The sequence below is a fragment of the Nonomuraea sp. NPDC050643 genome, assembly GCF_040654715.1.
In the GTDB taxonomy this organism is placed as follows: domain Bacteria; phylum Actinomycetota; class Actinomycetes; order Streptosporangiales; family Streptosporangiaceae; genus Nonomuraea.
Window position 1 is genome coordinate 40,460 of record NZ_JBFAIM010000058.1, and the last position, 19,873, is coordinate 60,332.

The 19,873-nt window shown below is 70.3% G+C and carries 20 protein-coding genes; 11 read left to right on the forward strand and 9 right to left on the reverse strand.

Annotated features, from left to right (window positions below; translation table 11 throughout):
- Positions 1-218 precede the first annotated feature (218 nt).
- Positions 219-1,013, reverse strand: coding sequence for a FadR/GntR family transcriptional regulator (locus AB0I15_RS49155; protein WP_358113093.1), 795 nt, complete (start codon positions 1,011-1,013; stop codon positions 219-221).
- Between the two features lie 85 nt (positions 1,014-1,098).
- On the opposite strand from AB0I15_RS49155, the gene AB0I15_RS49160 reads away from it, so the two are divergent.
- The 7 genes from AB0I15_RS49160 (at position 1,099) to AB0I15_RS49190 (ending at position 8,872) form a co-directional block, all read left to right on the forward strand.
- The gene (locus AB0I15_RS49160; protein ID WP_358113095.1) at positions 1,099-2,112 is read left to right on the forward strand and encodes an LLM class flavin-dependent oxidoreductase; all 1,014 of its coding nucleotides are present in this window, start codon (positions 1,099-1,101) and stop codon (positions 2,110-2,112) included.
- The gene (locus AB0I15_RS49165; RefSeq protein WP_358113097.1) at positions 2,109-3,308 is read left to right on the forward strand and encodes a peptidase dimerization domain-containing protein; all 1,200 of its coding nucleotides are present in this window, start codon (positions 2,109-2,111) and stop codon (positions 3,306-3,308) included. Before AB0I15_RS49160 ends, AB0I15_RS49165 begins: the two co-directional genes overlap by 4 nt.
- A 5-nt stretch (positions 3,309-3,313) precedes the next feature.
- The gene (locus tag AB0I15_RS49170) at positions 3,314-4,600 is read left to right on the forward strand and encodes an MFS transporter (RefSeq protein WP_358113099.1); all 1,287 of its coding nucleotides are present in this window, start codon (positions 3,314-3,316) and stop codon (positions 4,598-4,600) included.
- Positions 4,597-5,502 carry an FAD binding domain-containing protein gene (locus AB0I15_RS49175; protein ID WP_358113101.1) on the forward strand — a complete coding sequence of 302 codons (906 nt, stop codon included), beginning with the start codon at positions 4,597-4,599 and terminating at the stop codon, positions 5,500-5,502. The genes AB0I15_RS49170 and AB0I15_RS49175 overlap by 4 nt, the downstream gene beginning before the upstream one ends.
- Positions 5,499-5,963 carry a (2Fe-2S)-binding protein gene (locus tag AB0I15_RS49180; RefSeq protein WP_358113103.1) on the forward strand — a complete coding sequence of 155 codons (465 nt, stop codon included), beginning with the start codon at positions 5,499-5,501 and terminating at the stop codon, positions 5,961-5,963. Before AB0I15_RS49175 ends, AB0I15_RS49180 begins: the two co-directional genes overlap by 4 nt.
- The gene (gene pucD / locus AB0I15_RS49185) at positions 5,960-8,260 is read left to right on the forward strand and encodes a xanthine dehydrogenase subunit D (RefSeq protein WP_358113105.1); all 2,301 of its coding nucleotides are present in this window, start codon (positions 5,960-5,962) and stop codon (positions 8,258-8,260) included. The genes AB0I15_RS49180 and pucD overlap by 4 nt, the downstream gene beginning before the upstream one ends.
- A gap of 330 nt (positions 8,261-8,590) precedes the next feature.
- Positions 8,591-8,872, forward strand: coding sequence for a metal-sensitive transcriptional regulator (locus AB0I15_RS49190; RefSeq protein WP_358113107.1), 282 nt, complete (start codon positions 8,591-8,593; stop codon positions 8,870-8,872).
- 80 nt (positions 8,873-8,952) lie between these two features.
- On the opposite strand, the gene AB0I15_RS49195 is transcribed toward AB0I15_RS49190, so the two are convergent.
- Together AB0I15_RS49195 and AB0I15_RS49200 are read right to left on the reverse strand one after the other, a co-directional pair.
- On the reverse strand, positions 8,953-9,903 hold the full coding sequence (locus AB0I15_RS49195) for a M56 family metallopeptidase (RefSeq protein ID WP_358113109.1): 951 nt from the start codon (positions 9,901-9,903) through the stop codon (positions 8,953-8,955).
- Complete coding sequence (locus AB0I15_RS49200; RefSeq protein ID WP_358113111.1) at positions 9,900-10,274, reverse strand: BlaI/MecI/CopY family transcriptional regulator; 375 nt, start codon at positions 10,272-10,274, stop codon at positions 9,900-9,902. The genes AB0I15_RS49195 and AB0I15_RS49200 overlap by 4 nt, the downstream gene beginning before the upstream one ends.
- A 101-nt stretch (positions 10,275-10,375) precedes the next feature.
- Between AB0I15_RS49200 and AB0I15_RS49205 the strand changes: the two genes are divergently transcribed.
- The 3 genes from AB0I15_RS49205 to AB0I15_RS49215 all read left to right on the forward strand — a co-directional run bounded on the left by AB0I15_RS49205 (position 10,376) and on the right by AB0I15_RS49215 (position 11,793).
- Positions 10,376-10,528, forward strand: a complete 153-nt coding sequence (locus AB0I15_RS49205; RefSeq protein ID WP_358113113.1) for a heavy metal-associated domain-containing protein — start codon at positions 10,376-10,378, stop codon at positions 10,526-10,528.
- 186 nt (positions 10,529-10,714) lie between these two features.
- Positions 10,715-11,104 carry a hypothetical protein gene (locus tag AB0I15_RS49210; protein WP_358113115.1) on the forward strand — a complete coding sequence of 130 codons (390 nt, stop codon included), beginning with the start codon at positions 10,715-10,717 and terminating at the stop codon, positions 11,102-11,104.
- A gap of 80 nt (positions 11,105-11,184) precedes the next feature.
- Positions 11,185-11,793 carry a DUF305 domain-containing protein gene (locus tag AB0I15_RS49215; RefSeq protein WP_358113117.1) on the forward strand — a complete coding sequence of 203 codons (609 nt, stop codon included), beginning with the start codon at positions 11,185-11,187 and terminating at the stop codon, positions 11,791-11,793.
- Positions 11,794-11,869: 76 nt separating this feature from the next.
- Here AB0I15_RS49215 and AB0I15_RS49220 read toward each other — a convergent pair whose 3' ends face one another.
- Positions 11,870-12,415, reverse strand: a complete 546-nt coding sequence (locus tag AB0I15_RS49220; RefSeq protein ID WP_358113119.1) for a CGNR zinc finger domain-containing protein — start codon at positions 12,413-12,415, stop codon at positions 11,870-11,872.
- Between the two features lie 81 nt (positions 12,416-12,496).
- Between AB0I15_RS49220 and AB0I15_RS49225 the strand changes: the two genes are divergently transcribed.
- Positions 12,497-13,711 (forward strand): MFS transporter, encoded by a 1,215-nt coding sequence (locus tag AB0I15_RS49225; protein WP_358113121.1) that lies wholly within the window; start codon positions 12,497-12,499, stop codon positions 13,709-13,711.
- 219 nt (positions 13,712-13,930) lie between these two features.
- Here AB0I15_RS49225 and AB0I15_RS49230 read toward each other — a convergent pair whose 3' ends face one another.
- From AB0I15_RS49230 to AB0I15_RS49250, 5 genes are read right to left on the reverse strand one after another with little or no spacing between them, the layout of a single operon-like run.
- A complete protein-coding gene (locus AB0I15_RS49230; RefSeq protein ID WP_358113123.1) occupies positions 13,931-14,686 on the reverse strand; it encodes a (2Fe-2S)-binding protein in 756 nt (251 codons plus the stop codon).
- A gap of 14 nt (positions 14,687-14,700) precedes the next feature.
- The gene (locus tag AB0I15_RS49235) at positions 14,701-16,401 is read right to left on the reverse strand and encodes an ABC transporter ATP-binding protein (protein WP_358113125.1); all 1,701 of its coding nucleotides are present in this window, start codon (positions 16,399-16,401) and stop codon (positions 14,701-14,703) included.
- Positions 16,398-17,249, reverse strand: coding sequence for an ABC transporter permease (locus AB0I15_RS49240; protein WP_358113127.1), 852 nt, complete (start codon positions 17,247-17,249; stop codon positions 16,398-16,400). The genes AB0I15_RS49235 and AB0I15_RS49240 overlap by 4 nt, the downstream gene beginning before the upstream one ends.
- Complete coding sequence (locus tag AB0I15_RS49245) at positions 17,246-18,217, reverse strand: ABC transporter permease (protein WP_358113129.1); 972 nt, start codon at positions 18,215-18,217, stop codon at positions 17,246-17,248. Before AB0I15_RS49245 ends, AB0I15_RS49240 begins: the two co-directional genes overlap by 4 nt.
- Positions 18,214-19,638 carry an ABC transporter substrate-binding protein gene (locus AB0I15_RS49250; protein ID WP_358113131.1) on the reverse strand — a complete coding sequence of 475 codons (1,425 nt, stop codon included), beginning with the start codon at positions 19,636-19,638 and terminating at the stop codon, positions 18,214-18,216. Before AB0I15_RS49250 ends, AB0I15_RS49245 begins: the two co-directional genes overlap by 4 nt.
- Positions 19,639-19,873: the final 235 nt, after the last annotated feature.

Below are 19,873 nucleotides of genomic sequence, written 5' to 3' on the forward strand. Positions count from 1 at the left end.
GCGGACTGAGCCCCCCGGGGCTTCGGCCGAGGTCGGGATCACGCACCCTGACATCGAACGACTCGAATACTCGTCGGCCGGTCTGCACCACCAGGTGGAGCAGGGCATGGTCGCGGCGTCCGTGTCAGGTCGAGCGGTCGGCGAGGTCTCGGCCCGGCCGCCACGCCGAGCGCATCATCGCCGTGGCTTCTTCCATGCGTACCGACACGACGAAGTCGTCAGGTGAAGTTGGCGAGGATGGTGGCGAAGTCGAGCATCTGCCCGGCCGGCTGCCGCCCCGTCTCCACCGTTCCCGCCGCCTTGACCTCGCCGTAGAGTGCGCCGACGTGCGACACCACGGCCTCGCGCACCCCGGCCGGGTCGCGCTTGAGCAGGGCGGCGAGCATGGCCCGGTGGTGGGGGTCGAAACGCTCGTCGGCCCGGTTCAGTGCCAGCGTGTGCGCGCGGAACTCGGCCATCTGCGGCACCAGCGCCAGGTACATCTGCAGGAGCAGGTCGTTGTGCGCGGCGCGGATCAGGCTCTCATGGACCAGCTCGTCGGTGCGGACCAGCACCTTCAGGTCGCCCTTGCGCCGGGCCGCCTCGTGCTCGCGGCAGCGCGCCGCCACCTCGTCGAGGTCGGCCTGCTCGGCGCGCACGCAGGCCAGCCCGGACGCGGCCAGCTCCAGCCCGATCCTGACCTCCAGCACTTCGGCGATGGCCGGGCCCTGAGTGGCGCTCCAGTGCACGAACTGCGGCGTCGGCTCCGGCTCCGTGCGATGCCGGACGAACGTGCCGCGCCCCCGCACCACCTCGACCACGCCCAGCGTGTGGAGCTTGCGGATGGCCTCGCGCAGCGAACTGCGCCCGACCTGGAGCTGGCGGGCCAGCTCGGGCTCTGAGGGCAGCCGGTCACCCGGTCGGAGGGTGCCGGAGTCGATCTCGGCCATCAACTGCTCGGCGATGACATCGGGCAAGGGGGTGCGAGCGAGCGACTCGTACCGAACCTGGTCGCGCGTCTGCTCGATGCTCACGCCGATATTCTGCCACACCCGTTGACTGATGTCAGACAGCAGACTAGCTTGCGGGACTAATCCCAGAAGGAATGGTGGTGATCTCGTGATCAAGGTGGGTGTTCGCTTTCCGCCGGCCAGGCGGGCGGACCAGATCGCCGAGGAGGTGCGGCGCGCCGAACGCTACGGGTTCGACGTGGCCTGGATCGCCGACTCCCAGCTCCTGTGGCGAGACGTGTACGCGGCCATGGCCGTGGCCGCCACCAAGACCGATCGCATCGCGCTGGCCACCGCCGTGACGAACGTGGTCACCCGGCACCCGACCGTGGTGGCCTCCGGCATCAACACGGTGGCGGAGCTGGCGCCGGGCCGCGTCATCCTGGGCCTGGGCACGGGCGACAGCTCGGTGAAGCCCATGGGCATCCGCCCCTCGAAGCGGGCCGAGCTCCAGGCGGCCATCGAGCAGATCCGCGCGCTCCTGAACGGCCAGGACTGGGAGTACGGCGAGCGGCGGCTGCGCCTGCGCGACGCCGGCGGCGCGGTGCCCGTGCACATCGCCGCGAGCGGGCCGCGCACGCTGGAGCTGGCCGGTGAGGTGGCCGACGGGGTCGTCACCCTGGCCGGCGTCTCGCCCGAGACGCTCGCCCAGACGACGGCGGCGGTACGCAAGGGCCTGGACGGGTCCGGCAGGGACTTCGAGTTCACCGTCGGCGCGTTCTGCAAGGTCACCGACGACCTCGAACGCGACGCGGCCGTGCTGAAGCCGATCTGCCTGCACATGGCGACCATCGGCGGCCAGGACTTCCTGCGGATCGCCGGCATCGAGCTGGCGCCTCCACCACACGTGCCCGAGGTCTACCCGGACATGGTGCACGCCGAGGACTGGGAGCTGGCGATCGAGCACGCGTCGAAGTGGGTGACGGACGAGATGGCGGTGCGGTTCGCACGCACGTTCTGCCTGTTCGGCACCGTGGACGACATCGTGGAGCGGGCCAGGCGGGCGGTCGAGCTGGGCGCGACGGGCTTCTACCTGCGGCACGTCGGCAACTACACGCTGCCGAGCGAGCTGATCGAGAGCTTCGGCGGCGACGTGCTCCCGCGTCTGCGAAAGCTCACATGACCGCCACCGTGAGCACGACCGCCCCCCTCACCGGTGAGTACGTCGTGGACACGCTGGCGGCCCTGGCCCGCGTGCCCTCGGCCGTGCCGCTGGGCGTGCGGACGCTCATCGACCCGGACCACCCGACGCTCGTCCACTACGTCCAGGACCACCTCCGCCCGAAATTCCTGGAGGCCGGCGCGACGGACATCATCGACCTGCCCGCCAACCAGTTCGCCGTGCGGTTCGGCGACGGGCACGGGCCGGTGCTGGCGCTGATGGCGTACACGCCGACGCAGCACCACAACCTCATGCCCGATCCCTGGTCGGGCCGCATCCGCACGCCCATCGAGCGGGGCGTGGACGAGCCCTGCCTGTTCGGTCAGGGCGTCTCGCAGAACAAGGCGCACCAGGCGTGCCTGCTGGACCTGGCCAGGTGGATCGTGGCCGAGCGGGTCCCGCTGAACGGCACGCTGCTGCTGTGCGTGAACAACGAGGGACGCAGCAGCCACGACTGCTCACGGGCGATCCTCGACGCCCTCCCTTACCGCCCCGACCTGGTCGTCCAGCTCTTCTGCACCGGGTTCGAGGTGTCGGTCGGCAACCGGGGCCGGGTGGACGTGATCATCGACGTCACGGGGCAGGCGACGCACTCGTCGAGCCCACCGAACGAGGGCCGGGTCATCGATATCGTCGCCGACGTGGTCATCAGGCTCCGCGAGCTCGACGCGACCGTCCGGGCCCGCGCGGAGCACCCCGAGCTCGGCCGCGAGCAGGTGGTGCCGTACCTGGTCGGCTACGAGCCGCTGGCCCCGCACACCCTGCCGGCGTCGGCGCGGATCACGGTGGACCGGCGGCTGCTGCCCGGCACCGACCCCGCCGAGGCGGCCGCGGAGATCGCGGCGGCACTGGAGGGGATCGAAGGCTGTGAGGTCAGGCCGGGGGTCACGATGCTGCCCGCCTACCTGCCGCCGGAGCGCCGCGAGGTGCTGGGCGCGCTCGACGCCGCCGTCGCGGCCCGGCTGGGGGAGGCCAGGCACGGCGTCTACGGGGGTTCGTTCGACGCGGGCGGGCCGTCCGAGCGCGGCATTCCCACCGTCATGTTCGGGGTGCCCGCCGAGGGCGATCTTCTCGGCGACGACTTCGTACGGCTGTCCGCCGTACGCGACGAGGCCGCCGTGCTTCGTGACACCGTCACCCGCTTCCTGAGGAAGTGACCTCCATGGCCCATCAGTCCAGCTCCACCCGGGTCGTCCTGGCCAGCCTGGCCGGGACCACGATCGAGTGGTACGAGTTCTTCATCTACGGCACCGCCGCGGTGCTGGTGTTCGACAAGCTCTTCTTCCCCAGCTACGACGACCTGGTCGGCACCCTGTTGTCGTTGTCGACGTTCGCCCTGGCGTTCGTGGCCAGGCCCATCGGCGGGGCGCTGTTCGGGCACTTCGGCGACCGGCTCGGCCGCAAGTCCATGCTGGTCGTCACGCTGTGCCTGATGGGCGGCGCGACGCTGTGCATCGGCCTGCTGCCCACGTACGAGACCATCGGCGTGGCCGCCCCGATCCTGCTCGTGCTGCTGCGCGTGGTGCAGGGGCTGTCGCTGGGCGGCGAGTACGGCGGCGCGGTCCTGATGAGCGTCGAGCACGCGGCCCGCGAGCGGCGCGGCTTCTTCGGAGCGCTGGTGAACACCGGCGCCGCCTGGGGCCTGCTGCTCGCCAACCTGGTGTTCCTGCTCACCTCGCAACTGTCCGACGACGCCTTCCTGACCTGGGGCTGGCGGATTCCGTTCCTGCTGAGCGCGGTCCTGGTCGGCCTGGGGCTGGTCATCAGGCTCAAACTGGCCGAGAGCCCCGACTTCCAGGAGGTCAAGGAGCGCGGCGAGGTCAGGAAGACGCCGATCGCCGAGGTGCTGACCGAGCACTGGCCGAGGGTGCTGCTGATGTGCCTGGCCTACATCCCGGCCGGCGCCACCTTCTACATCGCCACCGTCTACTCGCTCAGCTTCGGCGAGAAGCAGCTCGGGCTGGATCGCGACATGATCCTGGAGCTTGTGCTGCTGGTCAACGTGTTCAGCATCGTGGCCATCCCGTTCTTCGGGTGGCTGTCGGACCGCGTCGACCGCAAGCGGATCTTCTGGATGAGCATCGTGCTGATGGCCGCGCTGCCGTACGTGTGGTTCACGGCCTTCCAGACCGGCTCCTTCTGGCTGATGCTGCTCGGCTTCATCGTGCTGTTCATCCCCTACACCGCCAACTACGGCACGATGCCGACGTTCTTCGCCCACGTCTTCCCGCCCGCGGTGCGCTACACGGGCATGTCGGTCGGCTACACGCTCGGCACGGTGTTCGGCAGCGGCCTGGCGCCGATCATCGCCACCTGGCTGTACGACAGCACGGGCTCCTGGCTCGCCATCGCGATCTACATGACCGCCGTCGGCGTGGTGGGGACGGTGGCCGCGCTGTTCCTGACCGAGCGGGCCGGCTCCGGTCGGACTGAGCGGGTGGTGGCGTGACGGAGTTCCACACCGCGTTCCACACCGCGTTCCACACCGCGTTCCACACCGCCACGGACCTGCGGCACGCCTGCGAGCTGAGGGCCGCCCACCCGGAGGCCACCCTGCTCGCCGGCGGCACGGACGTCATGGTGGGGCTCAACTTCGGGCACCGATCCGCGACCGCGCTGCTCGATCTTTCCCGCGTTCCCGAGCTGCGCGAATGGTCGCGCGACGGTGACACGGTCACGCTCGGCGCGGGCGTGCCGTACACGCGGATCGTGGCGGAGCTCGGCGGCGCGCTGCCGGGGCTGGCGCGGGCCGCGCGCACGATCGGCTCGGCGCAGATCCGCAACCGGGCGACGGTCGGCGGGAACGTCGGCACGGCCTCGCCCGCCGGCGACGCGCTGCCGCCGCTGCTGTCGGCCCGCGCCTCGATCGAGCTGGCCTCGATCCGGGGCACGCGCTCGGTGCCGGCCCGCGAGTTCTTCCTCGGCCCAGGGCGTTCCGTGCTGGCCGGGGACGAGATCGTGACGGCGGTGCGGATGCCGGTGGCCGCGGGCGAGTTCGCCAAGCTCGGGCCGCGCAACGCGATGGTGATCGCGGTGGCGTCCGTGTCGGTCACGCTGGACCCGGCCCGGCGGCAGGTGGGCTGCGCCGTCGGGTCGGCCGCGCCGACGCCGCTCGCCACGGTGGAGGCGGAGGAGTTCGCCACCGCCGAGCTGGACTGGGACGGCGGGCGCGAACTGCCCGCACCGGCCGCGGCCCGGTTCGGCGAGCTGGTGGCACGGGCCACCGCGCCCATCGACGACGTGCGCGGCAGCGCCGGCTACCGCCGGCACGCCGTCGCCGTGCTCGCCCGGCGCACGCTGGAGTGGGCCTGGCGGGAGAGTCGCGCGAACACGGGAGGAGCCGGCCGATGAGGGTCGATCTGGAAGTGAACGGGGCTCGCCGCAGCCTCGACGGGGTGGAGGGCGGCGAGAGCCTGCTCTTCCTGCTGCGCGAGCGGGTGGGGCTGCCGGGCTCCAAGAACGCCTGCGAGCAGGGGGAGTGCGGCTCGTGCACGGTCTACCTGGACGGCACGGCCGTGTGCGCCTGCCTGGTGGCCGCCGGGCAGGCGCACGGCTCGGCGGTGGTGACCGTCGAAGGGCTGGCCGACGGGGACGAGCTGCACCCGGTGCAGCGGGCGTTCGTGGACGCGGGTGCCGTACAGTGCGGATTCTGCACCCCCGGGCTGCTCGTCGCCGTGCACGACCTGCTGGCCAGGCGCGCCGACCCGGACGAGCCGGAGATCCGCGAGGCGCTGGCGGGCAACCTGTGCCGCTGCACCGGCTACGAGAAGATCTTCGAGGCCGTCCGGCTGGCCGCGGGGCGGTCCCGATGACGATGACGCGCCCGATCACGGCCGACGGCGTGGGCACCTCGGCCCGCCGGCCCGACGCGGTGGCCAAGGTACGCGGCGACTTCGCGTACTCCTCCGATTTGTGGCACGACGAGATGGTGTGGGGCGCCACCGTCCGCAGCCCCCACCCGCACGCGCGGATCCTGTCCGTGGACGCCTCCGCCGCGCTCGCGCTGGACGGCGTGCACGCCGTGCTCACCGCCGCCGACGTGCCCGGCGTCAATCGGTACGGGCTCGAACGCCGCGACCAGCCCGTGCTGGCCGAGGACCTGGTCCGCTACGTCGGCGAGGCCGTCGCGATCGTCGCCGCCGACACGCCCGCGCTGGCCCGCCGCGCCGCCGGGCTCGTCCACGTCGGCTACGAAGAACTGCCCGCGGTGACCGACGCCGAGCGGGCGCTGGAGAGCCCCGCCCTGCACGAGGGCGGCAACCTGGTACGCCACCTGCGCATCCGCCGCGGCACGCCGCGCCAGGCGGACGTGGTCGTGACCGGCGAGTACGAGGTCGGCATGCAGGACCAGGCGTTCCTCGGCCCGGAATCCTGCCTGGCCGTCCCCGACGAGACGGACGGCGTCGACCTCTACTGCTCGACGCAGTGGCTGCACGTCGACCAGGACCAGCTCGCGGACTGCCTGGCCCGGCCCAAGGACAGCGTGCGGCTCACGCTGTCGGGCGTGGGCGGCGCGTTCGGCGGCCGGGAGGACCTCAGCGTGCAGGCCCACGCCTGCCTGCTGGCGCTGCGGCTCGGACGCCCGGTGAAGATGAGCTACGGACGGGAGGAGTCGTTCTCCGGCCACGTGCACCGCCACCCCGCCCGGATGCGCTACGAGCACGGCGCCACCCGCGACGGGCGGCTGCTCTACGTCAAGGCCGACATTCTGCTCGACGGCGGCGCCTACGCCTCCACGTCGCCCGCCGTAACCGGCAACGCGGGCTGCTTCGCGACCGGCCCCTACGAGGTGCCCGCCGTGGAGGTGGACTGCCGGGCCGTCTACACCAACAACCCGCCCGCCGGGGCGATGCGCGGCTTCGGCGCCGTCCAGGTGTGCTTCGGCCACGAGTCGCAGATGGACAAGCTGGCCGCGGCGCTCGGCCTGGACCCGGTCGAGCTGCGGCGGCGCAACGCCGTGCGCACCGGCTCGGTGATGGCGACCGGGCAGCGGGTCGACGGGCCCGCCCCGGTCGCCGAACTGCTGCGCCTGGTCGCCGGTAAGCCCATGCCCCCACCCGCCGGCGACGACCTCCGGCTGCTGCCCGGCGGCACGTCGAACTCCACGCGCGCCGCGGAGCTGGTGCGCGGCGTCGGCTACGCGCTGTCGGTGAAGAACATCTGCAAGTCCGCCGGGTATGACGACTTCGGCACCGCCCGCGTACGGATGTACGCGCACGAGGGCGGCCCGGCCGCCGAGGTCCACACCGCCGCGGCCGAGGTCGGCCAGGGCCTGGTGACCGTGCAGGCGCAGATCGCGCGGACCGAGCTGGAGATCGCTCTGGTGACGATCCTGCCCGCCGACACGGCCGTCGGCGACGCCGGCACCTCCTCGGCCTCGCGGCAGACGTGGATCTCCGGCGGAGCCGTACGGGCGGCCTGCCTCGCCGTGCGGGCCACGCTCCTGGAACGCGCGGCCGGCCTGCTCGGCGAGCCCGCGGCGGACCTCGTCTACGGAAGCACGGTGTCATCGCCGTCGGGCCGGACCGTCGAGCTGGCGGAGCTGCTGGCCATGGGAGACGTCGACGAGACCGCCGTCTTCCGCCACCGCCGGACCGAGCCGCTCGACCCGGAGACCGGGCAGGGCGAGGCCCACGTGGCCTACGCCTTCGCCGCGCACCGGGCGGTCGTGGACGTGGATCCCGAGCTCGGTTCGGTCCGCGTGGTGGAGATCGCCTGCGCGCAGGACGTCGGGAAGGCGATCAACCCCGTGGCGGTCGAGGGCCAGATGCACGGCGGCATCGCGCAAGGGCTCGGGCTGGCCGTGATGGAGGAGATCCAGGTGCGCGACGGCCGCATCCTGAACCCGTCGTTCACCGACTACCTGATCCCTACCACGATGGACATGCCGCCGACCGTGCTCGACATCCTCGAACTGCCCCGGCCCGACTCACCGTACGGGCTGACCGGGGTGGGGGAGCCACCACTGCTGTCGGCACCGGCCGCGATCGCAGCGGCCATCCGAGCCGCCGTAGGCGGCACCGCCGCAGGGGCGCTCGACCGGATCCCGATGACACCAGAGGCCGTCGCAACCGCCGTCCTCGCCTTGGCTGTGGAGCCTATGGCGTGAGGGCTGGAGTCGTGAGCCGGGCCACCTCGATATCGTCGATGCCTGGGAACACGTCGAAACATCCCTTGGACAGGGATTTCCTGTCGATCCAAACAGAAATCGGAGTCGACAGGCGAAGATCGAGGCTGTGAGGCCACTCGCGCGGCGTCAGGCGAGGTCGGCCTCCTCGGCAGGTGTGAGGTGACGTTGATCGACGATCAGGCCGAGGTGGTGGGCGTTCCAGAAGAGCGGCAGCGCTCTGGCGGGCGGCTTCCTCCTAGGTGTCGATTGTCATGAATACCATAGGGGGGTATGGTATCGCCACGGACGGTGACCTGAGGAGGGGTGGGCATGGCCGGATACAGCGGCACCAAGCAGGACCACGCGATGCGGTTGCGTCGCGTGGAAGGGCAGATCCGCGGCCTGCAGCGGATGGTCGAGGAGGACACCTACTGCGTCGACATCCTGACTCAGGTGTCCGCGGCCACCAGTGCACTGAAGTCGTTCTCATTGTCGCTGCTGGAGGAGCATCTGGCTCACTGCGTGGCCGAAGCCGCTCGGGAGGGCGGACCGGAGGCCGGCGCGAAGGTGAAGGAGGCCAGCGACGCCATCGCCAGACTGGTGCGGTCCTGACCCGCGCGCGAAGGCCAACGCGGCTCGCAAACTCCCCTGCCGCGAGCCTGCAACTCTGTCCACTACGCCCTTCGTAGCAGCTAGAGGGTCAGGAAGGAATGGCAGTGATGGGCGAGGAACGCCACCACGCCGGGCGCCGTCGCCAGTGTGGCTGGACCACTGAGAAGGGTTGTGACGGCCAGGACCCCAGTGATGCGCTCACGGCGACCGAGCGGCGCCTGCGGGTGCAACATCCGGCGGACGCGGGTCAGCGCCGTTTCCCCGCCTGCGCCCAGCGCGAAGGCCGGCACCTTGCCCGTCGCTAGACCAACCAGGGCTGCCGCAAGGTGGACACGCTGGTGTCGGCGTGCCGCAACGTCATCGGCCAGTAGTTCGATCAGGCGCGCGACCTCCCTGCGGGCCTGCTCGAAAAGGGGCACGCGGGGGAAGGCCCGCGCCATGGCCTCGGAGATGGCGAGCACCAGGTGGTGACGCCCCCGCAGATGCGCTCGCTCGTGGGCGAGTACGGCGGCGACCTGCTCGGGGGCGAGCGAGCGCAGCGCGCCGGTCGTGATGACCGTGTGCCCCTTCCGGCCAGGCAGGCAGTATGCCAGGCGCTCGTCGTAATCGACCACGAGCGCGTCGAGGTCGAAGTCGTGTCTCCCCAGGAGGGTAAGGGCCTCGGCGTGCCGGCGCCGCTCACGGCGGGCGCGTAGCAGGACCGCCGCGCCCATGTAGGCCACACGGGTCAGGATGAGGCCGCCGACCACGAGAGCCACACGGGCGCTGGTCGAGTTCAGGGCCGCCTCGTCGCTGAGCAGGGCCGCGCAGGCCTCGAACAACTCGGCCAGGCCATGCCCCACCACGGAGGCGGGCACGGCGGCGGCGAATGCCGACAAGAGTGCCGAGGCGATCACCGACACGCCCGCCGCCTGCCACATGGCGATGGCCAGCCGTGGCGCCCGATCGGCCCAGGCGGCTCGCCTCAGTAGCCTCGGCAGTGTCAGAGCTGCGAAGACGACGTACAGGGCGAGGACGATCGCCACTGTCATGAGCGACGTTCCCTGGGTGGGTAGACCTGAAGTGCCGCCTCCAGTGCACTGGCCTCCTCGGCACTGAGTCGCTCGAGGAAGTGCACCAATGTGGCAGCCCTGTTACCGCTGTTGGCCAGGGACTCACGCATCACCTCGGCGGTGTAGGCCTCCTTCGACGACACCGCCTCGTAGATGTATGCCCGCCCGACAGGCTGCCGCTTGAGCAGACCCTTGGTGTGCAGCTTGTCCATCACGGTCATGACCGTGGTGTAGGCGATGACGCGGTCTTTCTGGAGATGCTCCAGGACATCCCGCACCGAGGCCGGTTGCCTGATCGCCCACATGCGGTCCATGATCGCGGTCTCCAGTCCTCCCAGGCCACGCACCATTTGACAGTCTCCTCCGGAGCCGATCCGGTTATCCTACCGAGGATCGTAGACGCGTGGCCGGGAGAGTCTTCTTCACGACAGCGAGTGCAGGCGGTCACCTGGTGAAGGCCGAAGTGGGCAAGATCTCCGGCGTCACGGCCGTTGACGTCGATCTGGTCACCGGCAAGGTCACCGTGACGGCGAACGAGCCCGTCGGTGAGGCTCTTGTGCGTGATGCCGTGGAAGAGGCGGGATACGAGCTGACCTCTGCCTGACCGAGGCGTTGGAAAGAGGAGTTTCTGACGCTCCTGGTGAACGCCCGGGAGCCGGGTGCCGTACGTCTATGTGTGGCGGCACCCGGTCGGCTTTTCGCTGGTTCTACGAGCCGCCTTAGTACACTGATGGGTATCATGACGTGCTGATATCCAGGGAAGGGCGGTGGGATTATGCGGAAAGACCGTATGGCGCGTGTGGCGCGCGCCGTCCTGCTCGTTGCCCTCGCCCTTGGTGTGTGCGGCATGCATACCTTGGGGCATCTGGATGGCCGGCATGGTGGCACCGCCGCCGGCGGGCACGCCATGGAGGTCGTTGCGCCTACGCCCCTCCCGGTTGTTCCCGCTGGGCTCCAGGCCTTCGTTCCTGACCGTGGGATGCCCGGGTTCGACCCGACGGACGTGTGCCTGGCCATTCTGATGTCGTTCGTCGTCCTGCTGTTGACCGCTGCCTGGATCAAGGTGGGACGGCGGGCCGGTGCCAGGGGTGGACCGCTTTCGTCCGTCCAGCAGATCGCCCGACCGCCGCCAAAGCACATTTCCCGGCGGCTGGCGATTCTCTCGATGTTGCGCATATAGGCCGATGGCTCGTGTGGACAGGCTTCGGAGCCTGCCCGCGCACAGGCCGACGGTTCGACACATCGAGAGAAGAAACAACCATGCGTATCAACCGCAAGATGTCCATTGCCATGGCCGCGGGCGCCCTTGCCCTGGTGACCGCCTGTGGTGGGAGCAGCGATTCCATGGCAGGACATGAGGGAGTGAGCAGCAGCAGCGCGCCGGCCGCGACCAGCGCCGGCGCCCAGCCCTCGGGGACCTTCAACGACGCGGACGTCATGTTCGCGCAGATGATGATTCCGCACCACGAGCAGGCGGTCGAGATGGCCGACCTCGCGGCGACGCGTGCGAGCGATCCGGAGATCAAGGAGCTCGCGACGAAGATCAAAGCGGCTCAGGACCCAGAGATCCAGACCATGAAGGGCTGGCTGACCGAGTGGGGCAAGGCCGCGCCCGAGGCCGGCATGGGGCACGACATGCCCGGCGTCATGTCCGAGGAGGACATGAAGAAGCTCGACGGCGCCAAGGGCAAGGAGTTCGACAAGCTGTTCGCGCAGCAGATGATCGCCCACCACAACGGCGCGATCGAGATGGCCCGCACCGAACAGGCGAATGGTTCGGACCCGAAGGCCAAAGAGCTCGCCAAGGCGATAGAAGCCACGCAGCAGGCCGAGGTGGAGCAGTTGCAGAAGATTCTGGATCGGCTCTGACCTCATGACCCGTCCGAGTGTGGTCCGCACTCGGACGGGTCAAGGGGCTCGTTTGGGCCGGTTGGTCGCCGCTCGATCACATTTGACGGCGGTTGCGGTAGGCGGCGGTCTTGGCGCGAGCCGTACATGCTGCGCTGCAGTAGCGGCGGGAAGCGTTGCGAGTCAGGTCGATGTAGACCGCCTCGCATTGGTGCGCCTCGCACGCCCCGAAGCGTTCGGGGCCGTAGCCGTCGACGATCAGGGCCAGCGCCGTGGCGAACTCGCCGCCCAAGGCTTCCACCTGAGTGCCGCCCCAGCCGTGGAAGTGCAGGTGGAAGGGCTGGCCGACGTCCTCGACCAGGTACGGCTGCGCGCCGTACCTGCGGATCATCGCATTGATGTGGGAGGCCTGGCCCGCCGGTCGTTCGGCCAGCAGCGCCTGCCGTAGCTCGGCGGCCAGCTCGGCCAGGCGCGGGCCCGCGTCCGGAAGGGCGCGCAGGGACGCGCTCGCCTGGTCTCCGAGCTGGGCGGCGAACGCCGTCACCAGGTCCTCGCCCGCCAGCGGCTGAACCGAGGCGCCACCCCGCCGGCGCGCCGTCGCCAGGTTGACCAGCTCGGCTATGAGCGGAGCCTGCCGGGTCACGTTACAGGCTATTTCCACTTGACTAGTAACACCTCTCCGTGTGTCATAGGCGTAATCCAGTTAGATGGTAACGGAGCTGCCGTGTTCGTGTCCTATCGCCGTTTACTCGCCCATCCGGGTGTCCCTTACCTGCTCGTCGCCGGGCTCATCGTCAAGCTGGGCACGCCCGTGCTGAGCTTCGCCCTGTTGCTGGACGCCGTCGACAAGCTCGGCTCCTATGCCGGCGCCGGGCTCGTCCTCACCGGCCACGCCCTGGCCCTGGCCTTGTGCGCGCCGCTGGGCGGGCGCATCGCCGACCGATACGGCCCGCGTCCTGCCTTGACCGGCTACCTGGCAGCTCACGCTCTCGCTTACGCCCTGCTCCTGCTCGCCCCGCCGACTCTGATGATCGGTGCCGCGGTGCTGCTCGGTGCCACCACCCCGCCCGCCGGATCGGTCATCAGAAGCGCCTGGCCACGCCTCGTCCCCGCCACCTCGCTGCCTGCCGCCTACGCGATCGACAACGCCGTGAACGAACTGATGTTCATTGTCGGCCCTCTGCTCGTACCGGTCCTGACCTGGTTCATCCCGGCCCATGGCGTGGTGACGGCCGCTGGGGCCGCCGTGCTGCTCGGCACCGCACTGCTGCGGATGTCCTCCGCAATGAGGCAGGTCGCGCCCGCCCCGCCGGGCCGGTTTCATCTGGCCGGGCCGCTCACCCACCGGCGCACCCTGCTGCTGCTGATCATCGCCGCCTCCGGCACGTTCACCTTCGGCTGTCTGCGCATCGCCACGGTCGCCTCGGCCGCCACGTTCGGCTCGGCAGCGTCCGCCGGCGTGCTGATGGGCCTGCTGTCAGCCGGCGCCCTCCTCGGCACCCTCGGGTACGGCGCCCGAGCCTGGCCCATCACCGGCGGACGCCTGCTCGTCGTGCTTCCGCTCGCGGAAGCGGCCGTTCTGCTGGGCGCAGGCTGGGCACCCGGCTTCGTGTCGCTCGCCGTACTGATCACTCTTGTCGGGCTGGTGACCGGGCCGCGCGACGCCGCCGTGCCGACTCTTCTCGCCGACCACGCTCCAGCCCGCTACCGCACCGAGGTCTTCGCCTGGCTCAACACCTTCATGTGGGCCGGCTACGGCCTGGGCACCGCCGTCGCCGGTCGGCTCATCGGCCCTGAGGACACCGGCACCGCCGCCTTTGCGGCGGCAGCCGTCGCAGCCGTGGCAGGAGCGATCCTGGCGGTCGTCACCCACCGATACTCCTCGCCGGCGCCGGCCAAGGCGCCTTCCCATGAGTCCGATCACATAACCGATGGTTGAGGCAGGCTTTCACCGCCGGGCAAGGACAGGGCCGTTCCCTGCCCGGTGTGGCAAGGGGGGCCCGTCAGTGACGTGGTCGTCTGCTGATCGCGTTGGCGATCGCCGCCGCCACTCCGAACACGGGATCCCGGCCGGGTTCGCATGAAGAGAACAAGGGCTGGCAAATTGCCTTGGTTCACCCACTCGACCTGGTCAATGCCCTCTTGGGCTTCTCGTCTGTCAGTGCGGTACGACGCCCTCGGCCAGGACCCGCCGGTAGTTCGTCACGCGATCTTCGACGGTGTCCAGGCAGCAACTGGAGCACTTCACCTGCTCCGCGGAGGTGTAGTAGAGGCAGCAGGTGTTGCGTAGATAGAACAGGCCTTCACGGTCGTTCTCCCTGAGGCGGATGACACTGCCCAGGCGGCCGAGATCGCCGGTGGCTGCGGTCAAGAAGCTTTGGTAGGCGCCCTCCAACTGATCGATGTCACCGCCGCGGCGGCTGGCGATGCAGAAGGCCGCCGCGCAGCCGTGGGCCACGCCGCCGTAGAGCTGCCGCAGCCCGGCGCGGGTACGTACGCGCATCGCCCGCGCCAGCGGCAGCAGATGATCGTCCAGCACCCACGAGACCAGCGTCTCCACAGGTGCCTCGGCGACGGTGGGTTCGCGGAGACCGACGGCTTCGAAGCCGTGGTGCGGGGAGAGCCGGATGGCGACGTTCCGCGGACGCATGTCGATCACCTTGCCGTCCACGGCCCAGGCGAGGAGGGCGGAGGCGGTCACGGTGCCCGCGTAGACCGCCATGACGGTCAGTGCGGTCGCGTGGTCGGAGACCTGGCCGCTCGCGTGTCGCTCGGCGTCGAGCACCTGGCCCAGCTCGTCGGAGGATGGGTCCAGCAGCCGGTCACAGCCGATCCAGTCCTCTCCTGGTGCGAGCCCGCGCTCCAGCCGGAAGCGGTCGCCGAAGGATTCCAGGCGTGCGAAGACGTCCGTCAAGTCTGTTCGTCCTTTCATGCGGTACGAGCCGCGTCGAGCAGTTGTGCCGTGTAGACGTGGGCGGGCGCGTCGGCCAGGTCCGCGGAGAGTCCCTGCTCGACGACCGTGCCGTCGCGCAGCACCACGATCCGGTCACACGACTGCACCGCTTCACCGAGGTCATGGGTGACGAACAGCACGGCCAGGGCGCGATCGGTGGCCAGGGCACGCAGCGTCGTGGCGATGCCGGCGCGGGTGGAGACGTCCAGCATCGAGGTGGCCTCGTCGGCGACCAGGAGGAGCGGATCGGCCACAAGCGCTCGGGCGATGGACACGCGCTGCCGCTGGCCGCCCGACAGTTGACCGGGGAAGCGCTGCAGGAACTCGTCCGTCGTCGGTAGCCCGGCGGCGCTCACCGCGGCACGCATCCGGGCGGCTCGCTGGTTCCGCGGTGCGCCGATTGTGGTGAGGGGTTCGGTGACCAGGCCGGCGACGCGCATTCCGGGATGCAGCGCGTCGTAGGGGTCCTGGTGCACGAAGCCGATCCGCTGCTGGAGGCGGCGCAGCGCCCGGCCGCGCTGTGCGGTCAGTTCCTCGCCCGCGATCTCGACCTGGCCGCTCGACGGGCGGAGCAGGCCGAGGATGATCCTGGCCAGGGTGCTCTTGCCCGAGCCGCTCTCGCCCACGAGTCCGACGATCTCTCCGGCATGGATGTCGAGATCCACGCCACGCAGCGCCTCCACGGTCCTGGACCGCGTCCGGTAACGGTGATGGACGCCGGTGACACGCACGACCGGTGCCCCGGGGGTGTGGACGCTCCGCGGCACCACCGGGTAGGTCGGCTTGTCGTGGTGGTGGCAGGCCACCTGAGCTTTGCTGCGCGTGCGCAGCGGTGGCTCTTCCAGCGAACACTGGCCGGTGGCCAGGGGACAGCGCGGGGCGAACCGGCATCCGTCCGGCAGCAGCTCAAGGGCGGGGGCGGAGCCGGGGATGCTGCCCCACGGCACCTGGCGGTCCGCGACCGGCGTGGCGGTGAGCAAGCCGGCCGTGTAGGGGTGGGCGTGCTCGGCGGCGAGCGTACGTGCCGGGCCCACCTCGGCAAGCCGTCCCGCGTACATGACCGCGACCCGGTCCGCGTACGGCATCAGCCCGGCGAGGTCGTGCGAGACGACGAGCATGGTGGTGCCGAGTCCGGCGAGCAGTTCGAGGACCTGCCGCTGGGTGAGCACGTCCAGTCCGGTGGTGGGTTCGTCGGCGATCAGCAGTCGCGGCTCGCCCGCCAGCGCCAGGGCGATCGCCACCCGCTGGCGTTGCCCGCCGGACAACTCATGCGGGTAACACCGCAGCATGGCCGGCTGAAGTCCGACGCGTTCGAGCAGTTCGGCGGGATCCGCGCGGCCACCGTGCAGGGTGAGCATCTCGGTGATCTGGGCGCTGATGCGATGCACCGGGCTGAGACCGGTCATCGCGCCTTGGGGAACGATGGCGATCTGGCGGCCGCGGACGTTCGTCCAGTCGGTACGGCCGGCCAGCTCCTCCTGGCCGAGCCTGGCGGACCCGGTCACGGTCGCGGCGGCCGGGAGCAGCCCGAGCAGGGCGCGGGCGAGCGAGGTCTTGCCACAGCCACTCTCGCCGACGAGCGCCACGACCTCGCCTTCCCCGACGTCGAGGGTGATGCGGTCCACCGCCGTCAGTCCGCCGTAGCCGATCGTGAGGTCGCGCAGTGAGAGCGTCATCGGGTGGCCTCCCGGAGCGCGGGGTTGAGGCGTTCTTCGACGGCGATGCCGATGAGGGCCAGGGCGAGCACGGTGAGTGTGATGGCAGCGCCCGGCGGGAGCGCCCACCAGAGCCACGCGTCGGAGAGGAACACGCCGTTGGTCTGCACCCAGAACAGCGTGGTGCCCCAGCTCGGCGCCGTGGGGTCGCCCAGGCCGAGGAAGGAAAGGGTCGCGTCGTAGATGACCGCCCGCATGGCCGTACGGACGAAGACCGGGATGAGCAGCGGGCCGATCAGGTACGAGCCGTGCCGCAGGAGCAGCCACCAGCGCGGCGCGCCCATCGCGCGGGCCACCTCCAGATGACCGCGCGACCACGCGGTCAACACGGCGGCCCGCAGTACGCGGGCCGGGACCGGCCACAGGATCAGGGCCAAGATCGTCACCCGGACACCGAACGACTGCCCGAGGAAGGCAGCCGCCAGGATGTAGAGGATCAGCTCGGGCAGCACCAGCATGACGTCGGTGCCGCGCATCAGCATCGCCGACAGCCAGCGCGGCCCGATCCCGGCCGCCCCGCCGACCAGCGCCGCGAGGACGGTGGTGGCCACGGCGACGATGAAGGCCAGGCTGAGTGAGGTGCCGGCGCCGACGATGAGCTGGTCGAGCAGGTCCCTGCCGAGATCGTCGGCGCCGAGCGGAAGCCCATCGCCCGGAGAGGCGTAGGGCTCCGCCACCCGGGCGCGGCCCGCGTCGTCGGGCAGTGCCGTGCCGTACAGGGCGACGCCGACGACCACGGTGAGGATCCCGGCACCAATGAGCCCCTGGGTGCCCAGGAGGTCACGGCGGGGTGCGCGCAGGAACATCATCGGCCGCCTCCGGTTCTGGCGCGGGGATCAAGCAGCGGATAGGTGGCGTCGGCCAGCGCGTTCATCAGCACGACCATCAGCGTCAGCACCAGGAACGCGCCCTGCATCAGCGGATAGTCGCGGGCCGTGATCGCGTCGAAGGTCAGACGGCCGAGTCCCGGATAGGCGAAGACGGTCTCGACCACGATCGAGCCGGCGGCGAGGAAGCCGATCTCCATCATGAGGATCGTGTGCACCGGCAGCAGCGCCGGCCGCAGGGCGTGCCGCCGGACGAGCCGCCCGTACGGGACGCCCCGGGCGTGCGCGTGCTGGATCGGCTCGCTGGTCAGCACCGTCAGCAGCGACGAGCGGGTGTAAAGGAACAGGTACCCCATCCCGGTCAGGGTCAGGGTGCTCACCGGCAGGATCAGGTGCACCAGCACCCCGGAGACCGTCACCCCCTCGACACCGGACACGCCGAACGTCGGCAGCACCTGGAGCTGCACGCCGAACAGCACGATGAGCAGCATCCCCAGCCAGAACTGCGGGAACGAGTCCAGCACGATGGCCGTGCCGAGCAGCCCCGAGCCCTTGCCCCTCCGCCTTCGGAGCGCGCCCACCACACCGAACGTCACCCCGACCAGCGCGGTGGCCACGATGCTGGTGCCGACGAGCAGCAACGTCCACGGCAGCGCCTCGCCGAGCGCCTGGGTGACCGGGCGCCCGTCGGACAGGGACGTGCCGAGGTTCAGGGTGAAAACGCCGCCGAGGTAGTCGAGGAACTGTTCGGGCAACGGCTTGCCGAAGCCGTACTGAGTGGCGATCTGGGCTCGTTCGTCCGCGGTGAGCCTGGCCAGCGCCTCCGGGCTGCCGAAGAGCTTCAGCGGGCCGCCGGGCAGCGCGCGCGGCAGGGCGAAGTTCAGAGTGAGCGCCACCGCGAGGACGGCGGCGTACTCGGCCAGGCGGCCGGCCGCGTAACGCCAGGTCATTGGAGCTTGAAGTCGACGAGCGAGAACTTGTTGAGCACGGCCGAGCCGTCCTGCCAGGTCCAGCCGCCGTAGACGTCCTTGCGGAAGGCGTAGGCGCCGTTGCGGTAGTAGAGCGTCAGGAACGGCATCTGCTCGGCGATCTGGGCTTGGAGCTGCTTGGCCGCCGCCGTTTTGGCCTCCATGGTGGGGGCCGTGGTGAGGGTCTTGACGGTGGCATCGACCTGGTCGTTCTTGAGCCCGACGATGTTCAGCGAGCCGTCGTCCGGGTCGGAGGCCACGAGCTGGGCGATGGTGCCGCTGCTGAGCATGACGGGGGCCGACCAGCCCCACATGGACATGTCGTAGTTGCGGCCCTTGCGCACGTCGTAGTCGGGCCACACCTTCGCGTCCAGCGAGTCGGAGTCGAGCGAGGCGACCTTCACGGCCACGCCCGCCGTCTTGAGCATGTCGCGGATCAGCTCGGCACTGCGCAGCCGGTCGGTGGACGTGCTCTGGACCAGCAACTCGTACGACATCGGCTTCCCGTCGAGCACCCGGATTCCGTCGGCTCCCGGCTTGGCACCCAGGGCGTCGAGCTCGCGCTTGGCCGCTTCGACGTCGTAGACGGGGGTCAACGGGCCGGGCTTGATGGGGGAGCCGGCGTGGATGAAGCCAGGGTCGCCGGGCGTGCCCTGGCCGAGCAGGGCGGTCTTCACCAGGTCCGTCACGTCGATCGCCTTGGCCAGGGCGCGCCGTACCTCGGGCTTGTCGAACGGGGCCCTGGTCGTGTTGAAGGCCAGCAGCGTGGAGGCGAACTCGGTGCCCTTGACGACGCCGATGTTCGGCTGTCTTTCCAGGGCCTGGAGTTGCTGCGGGGGTACGGTGCGGGCGGACAGGTGGATCTCGCCCGTGCGCAGGGCGGCGAACTGGGTGGACTCCTCGGGGATGACCACGACCTTGACGGTGTCGACCTTCGGCTTGCCCAGGGCGTAGGACGGGTTGGCGGTCAGTGTGTACCCGCGGGCGTTGTCGTACTGGGTGAGTTTGTACGGCCCCGAGCCGATCGCCTTGTCCGTCCCCGCCTCGCTCACCTTCTCCACCGACGACCACAGGTGCTTGGGCAGGATCGCCATGTCGGCCAGGATGCGCCGGGGGAACTCGGGATCGGGCGCCTTGAGGGTGAGGGTCACGGTGTCGCCGCTTGCGGTCACGCTCTCCACCGGTCGGACGTCGATGGAGGAGTCGCCCTCCATGTTCTTCTTGTAGAACTCGACGCTGAACACCACGTCGTCAGCGGTCAGCGGTTTGCCGTCATGCCAGGTGGCCCCGGGCCGGAGGGGCAACGTGAAGACCTTGTTGTCCGTGGTCTGGATCTGCTTGGCCAGCAGCGGCGTGACCGAGTCGCCCTGGACGATCACCAGTGTGTCGAAGATCAGCTTCACCAGGTTGTTTCCCGGGTAGCCGGTCTGGCTGGTGAACGGGGTCAGCGTGCCCTCGTCGGAGGAGATGGCGATCGTGACGCTCTTCGCCGCTTTCCCGCTCTGTGGAGGCTCCGTACCCGTGCCGCATGCGGTCAGAGCTAACCAGAGCGTGGCCGCCGTCGCGAAGAACTTCCTCGGTTGCCGGATCACGGAACCTCCCGGGGGTATAAGAGGTCGAGACCGCCGCCGCGCGGGC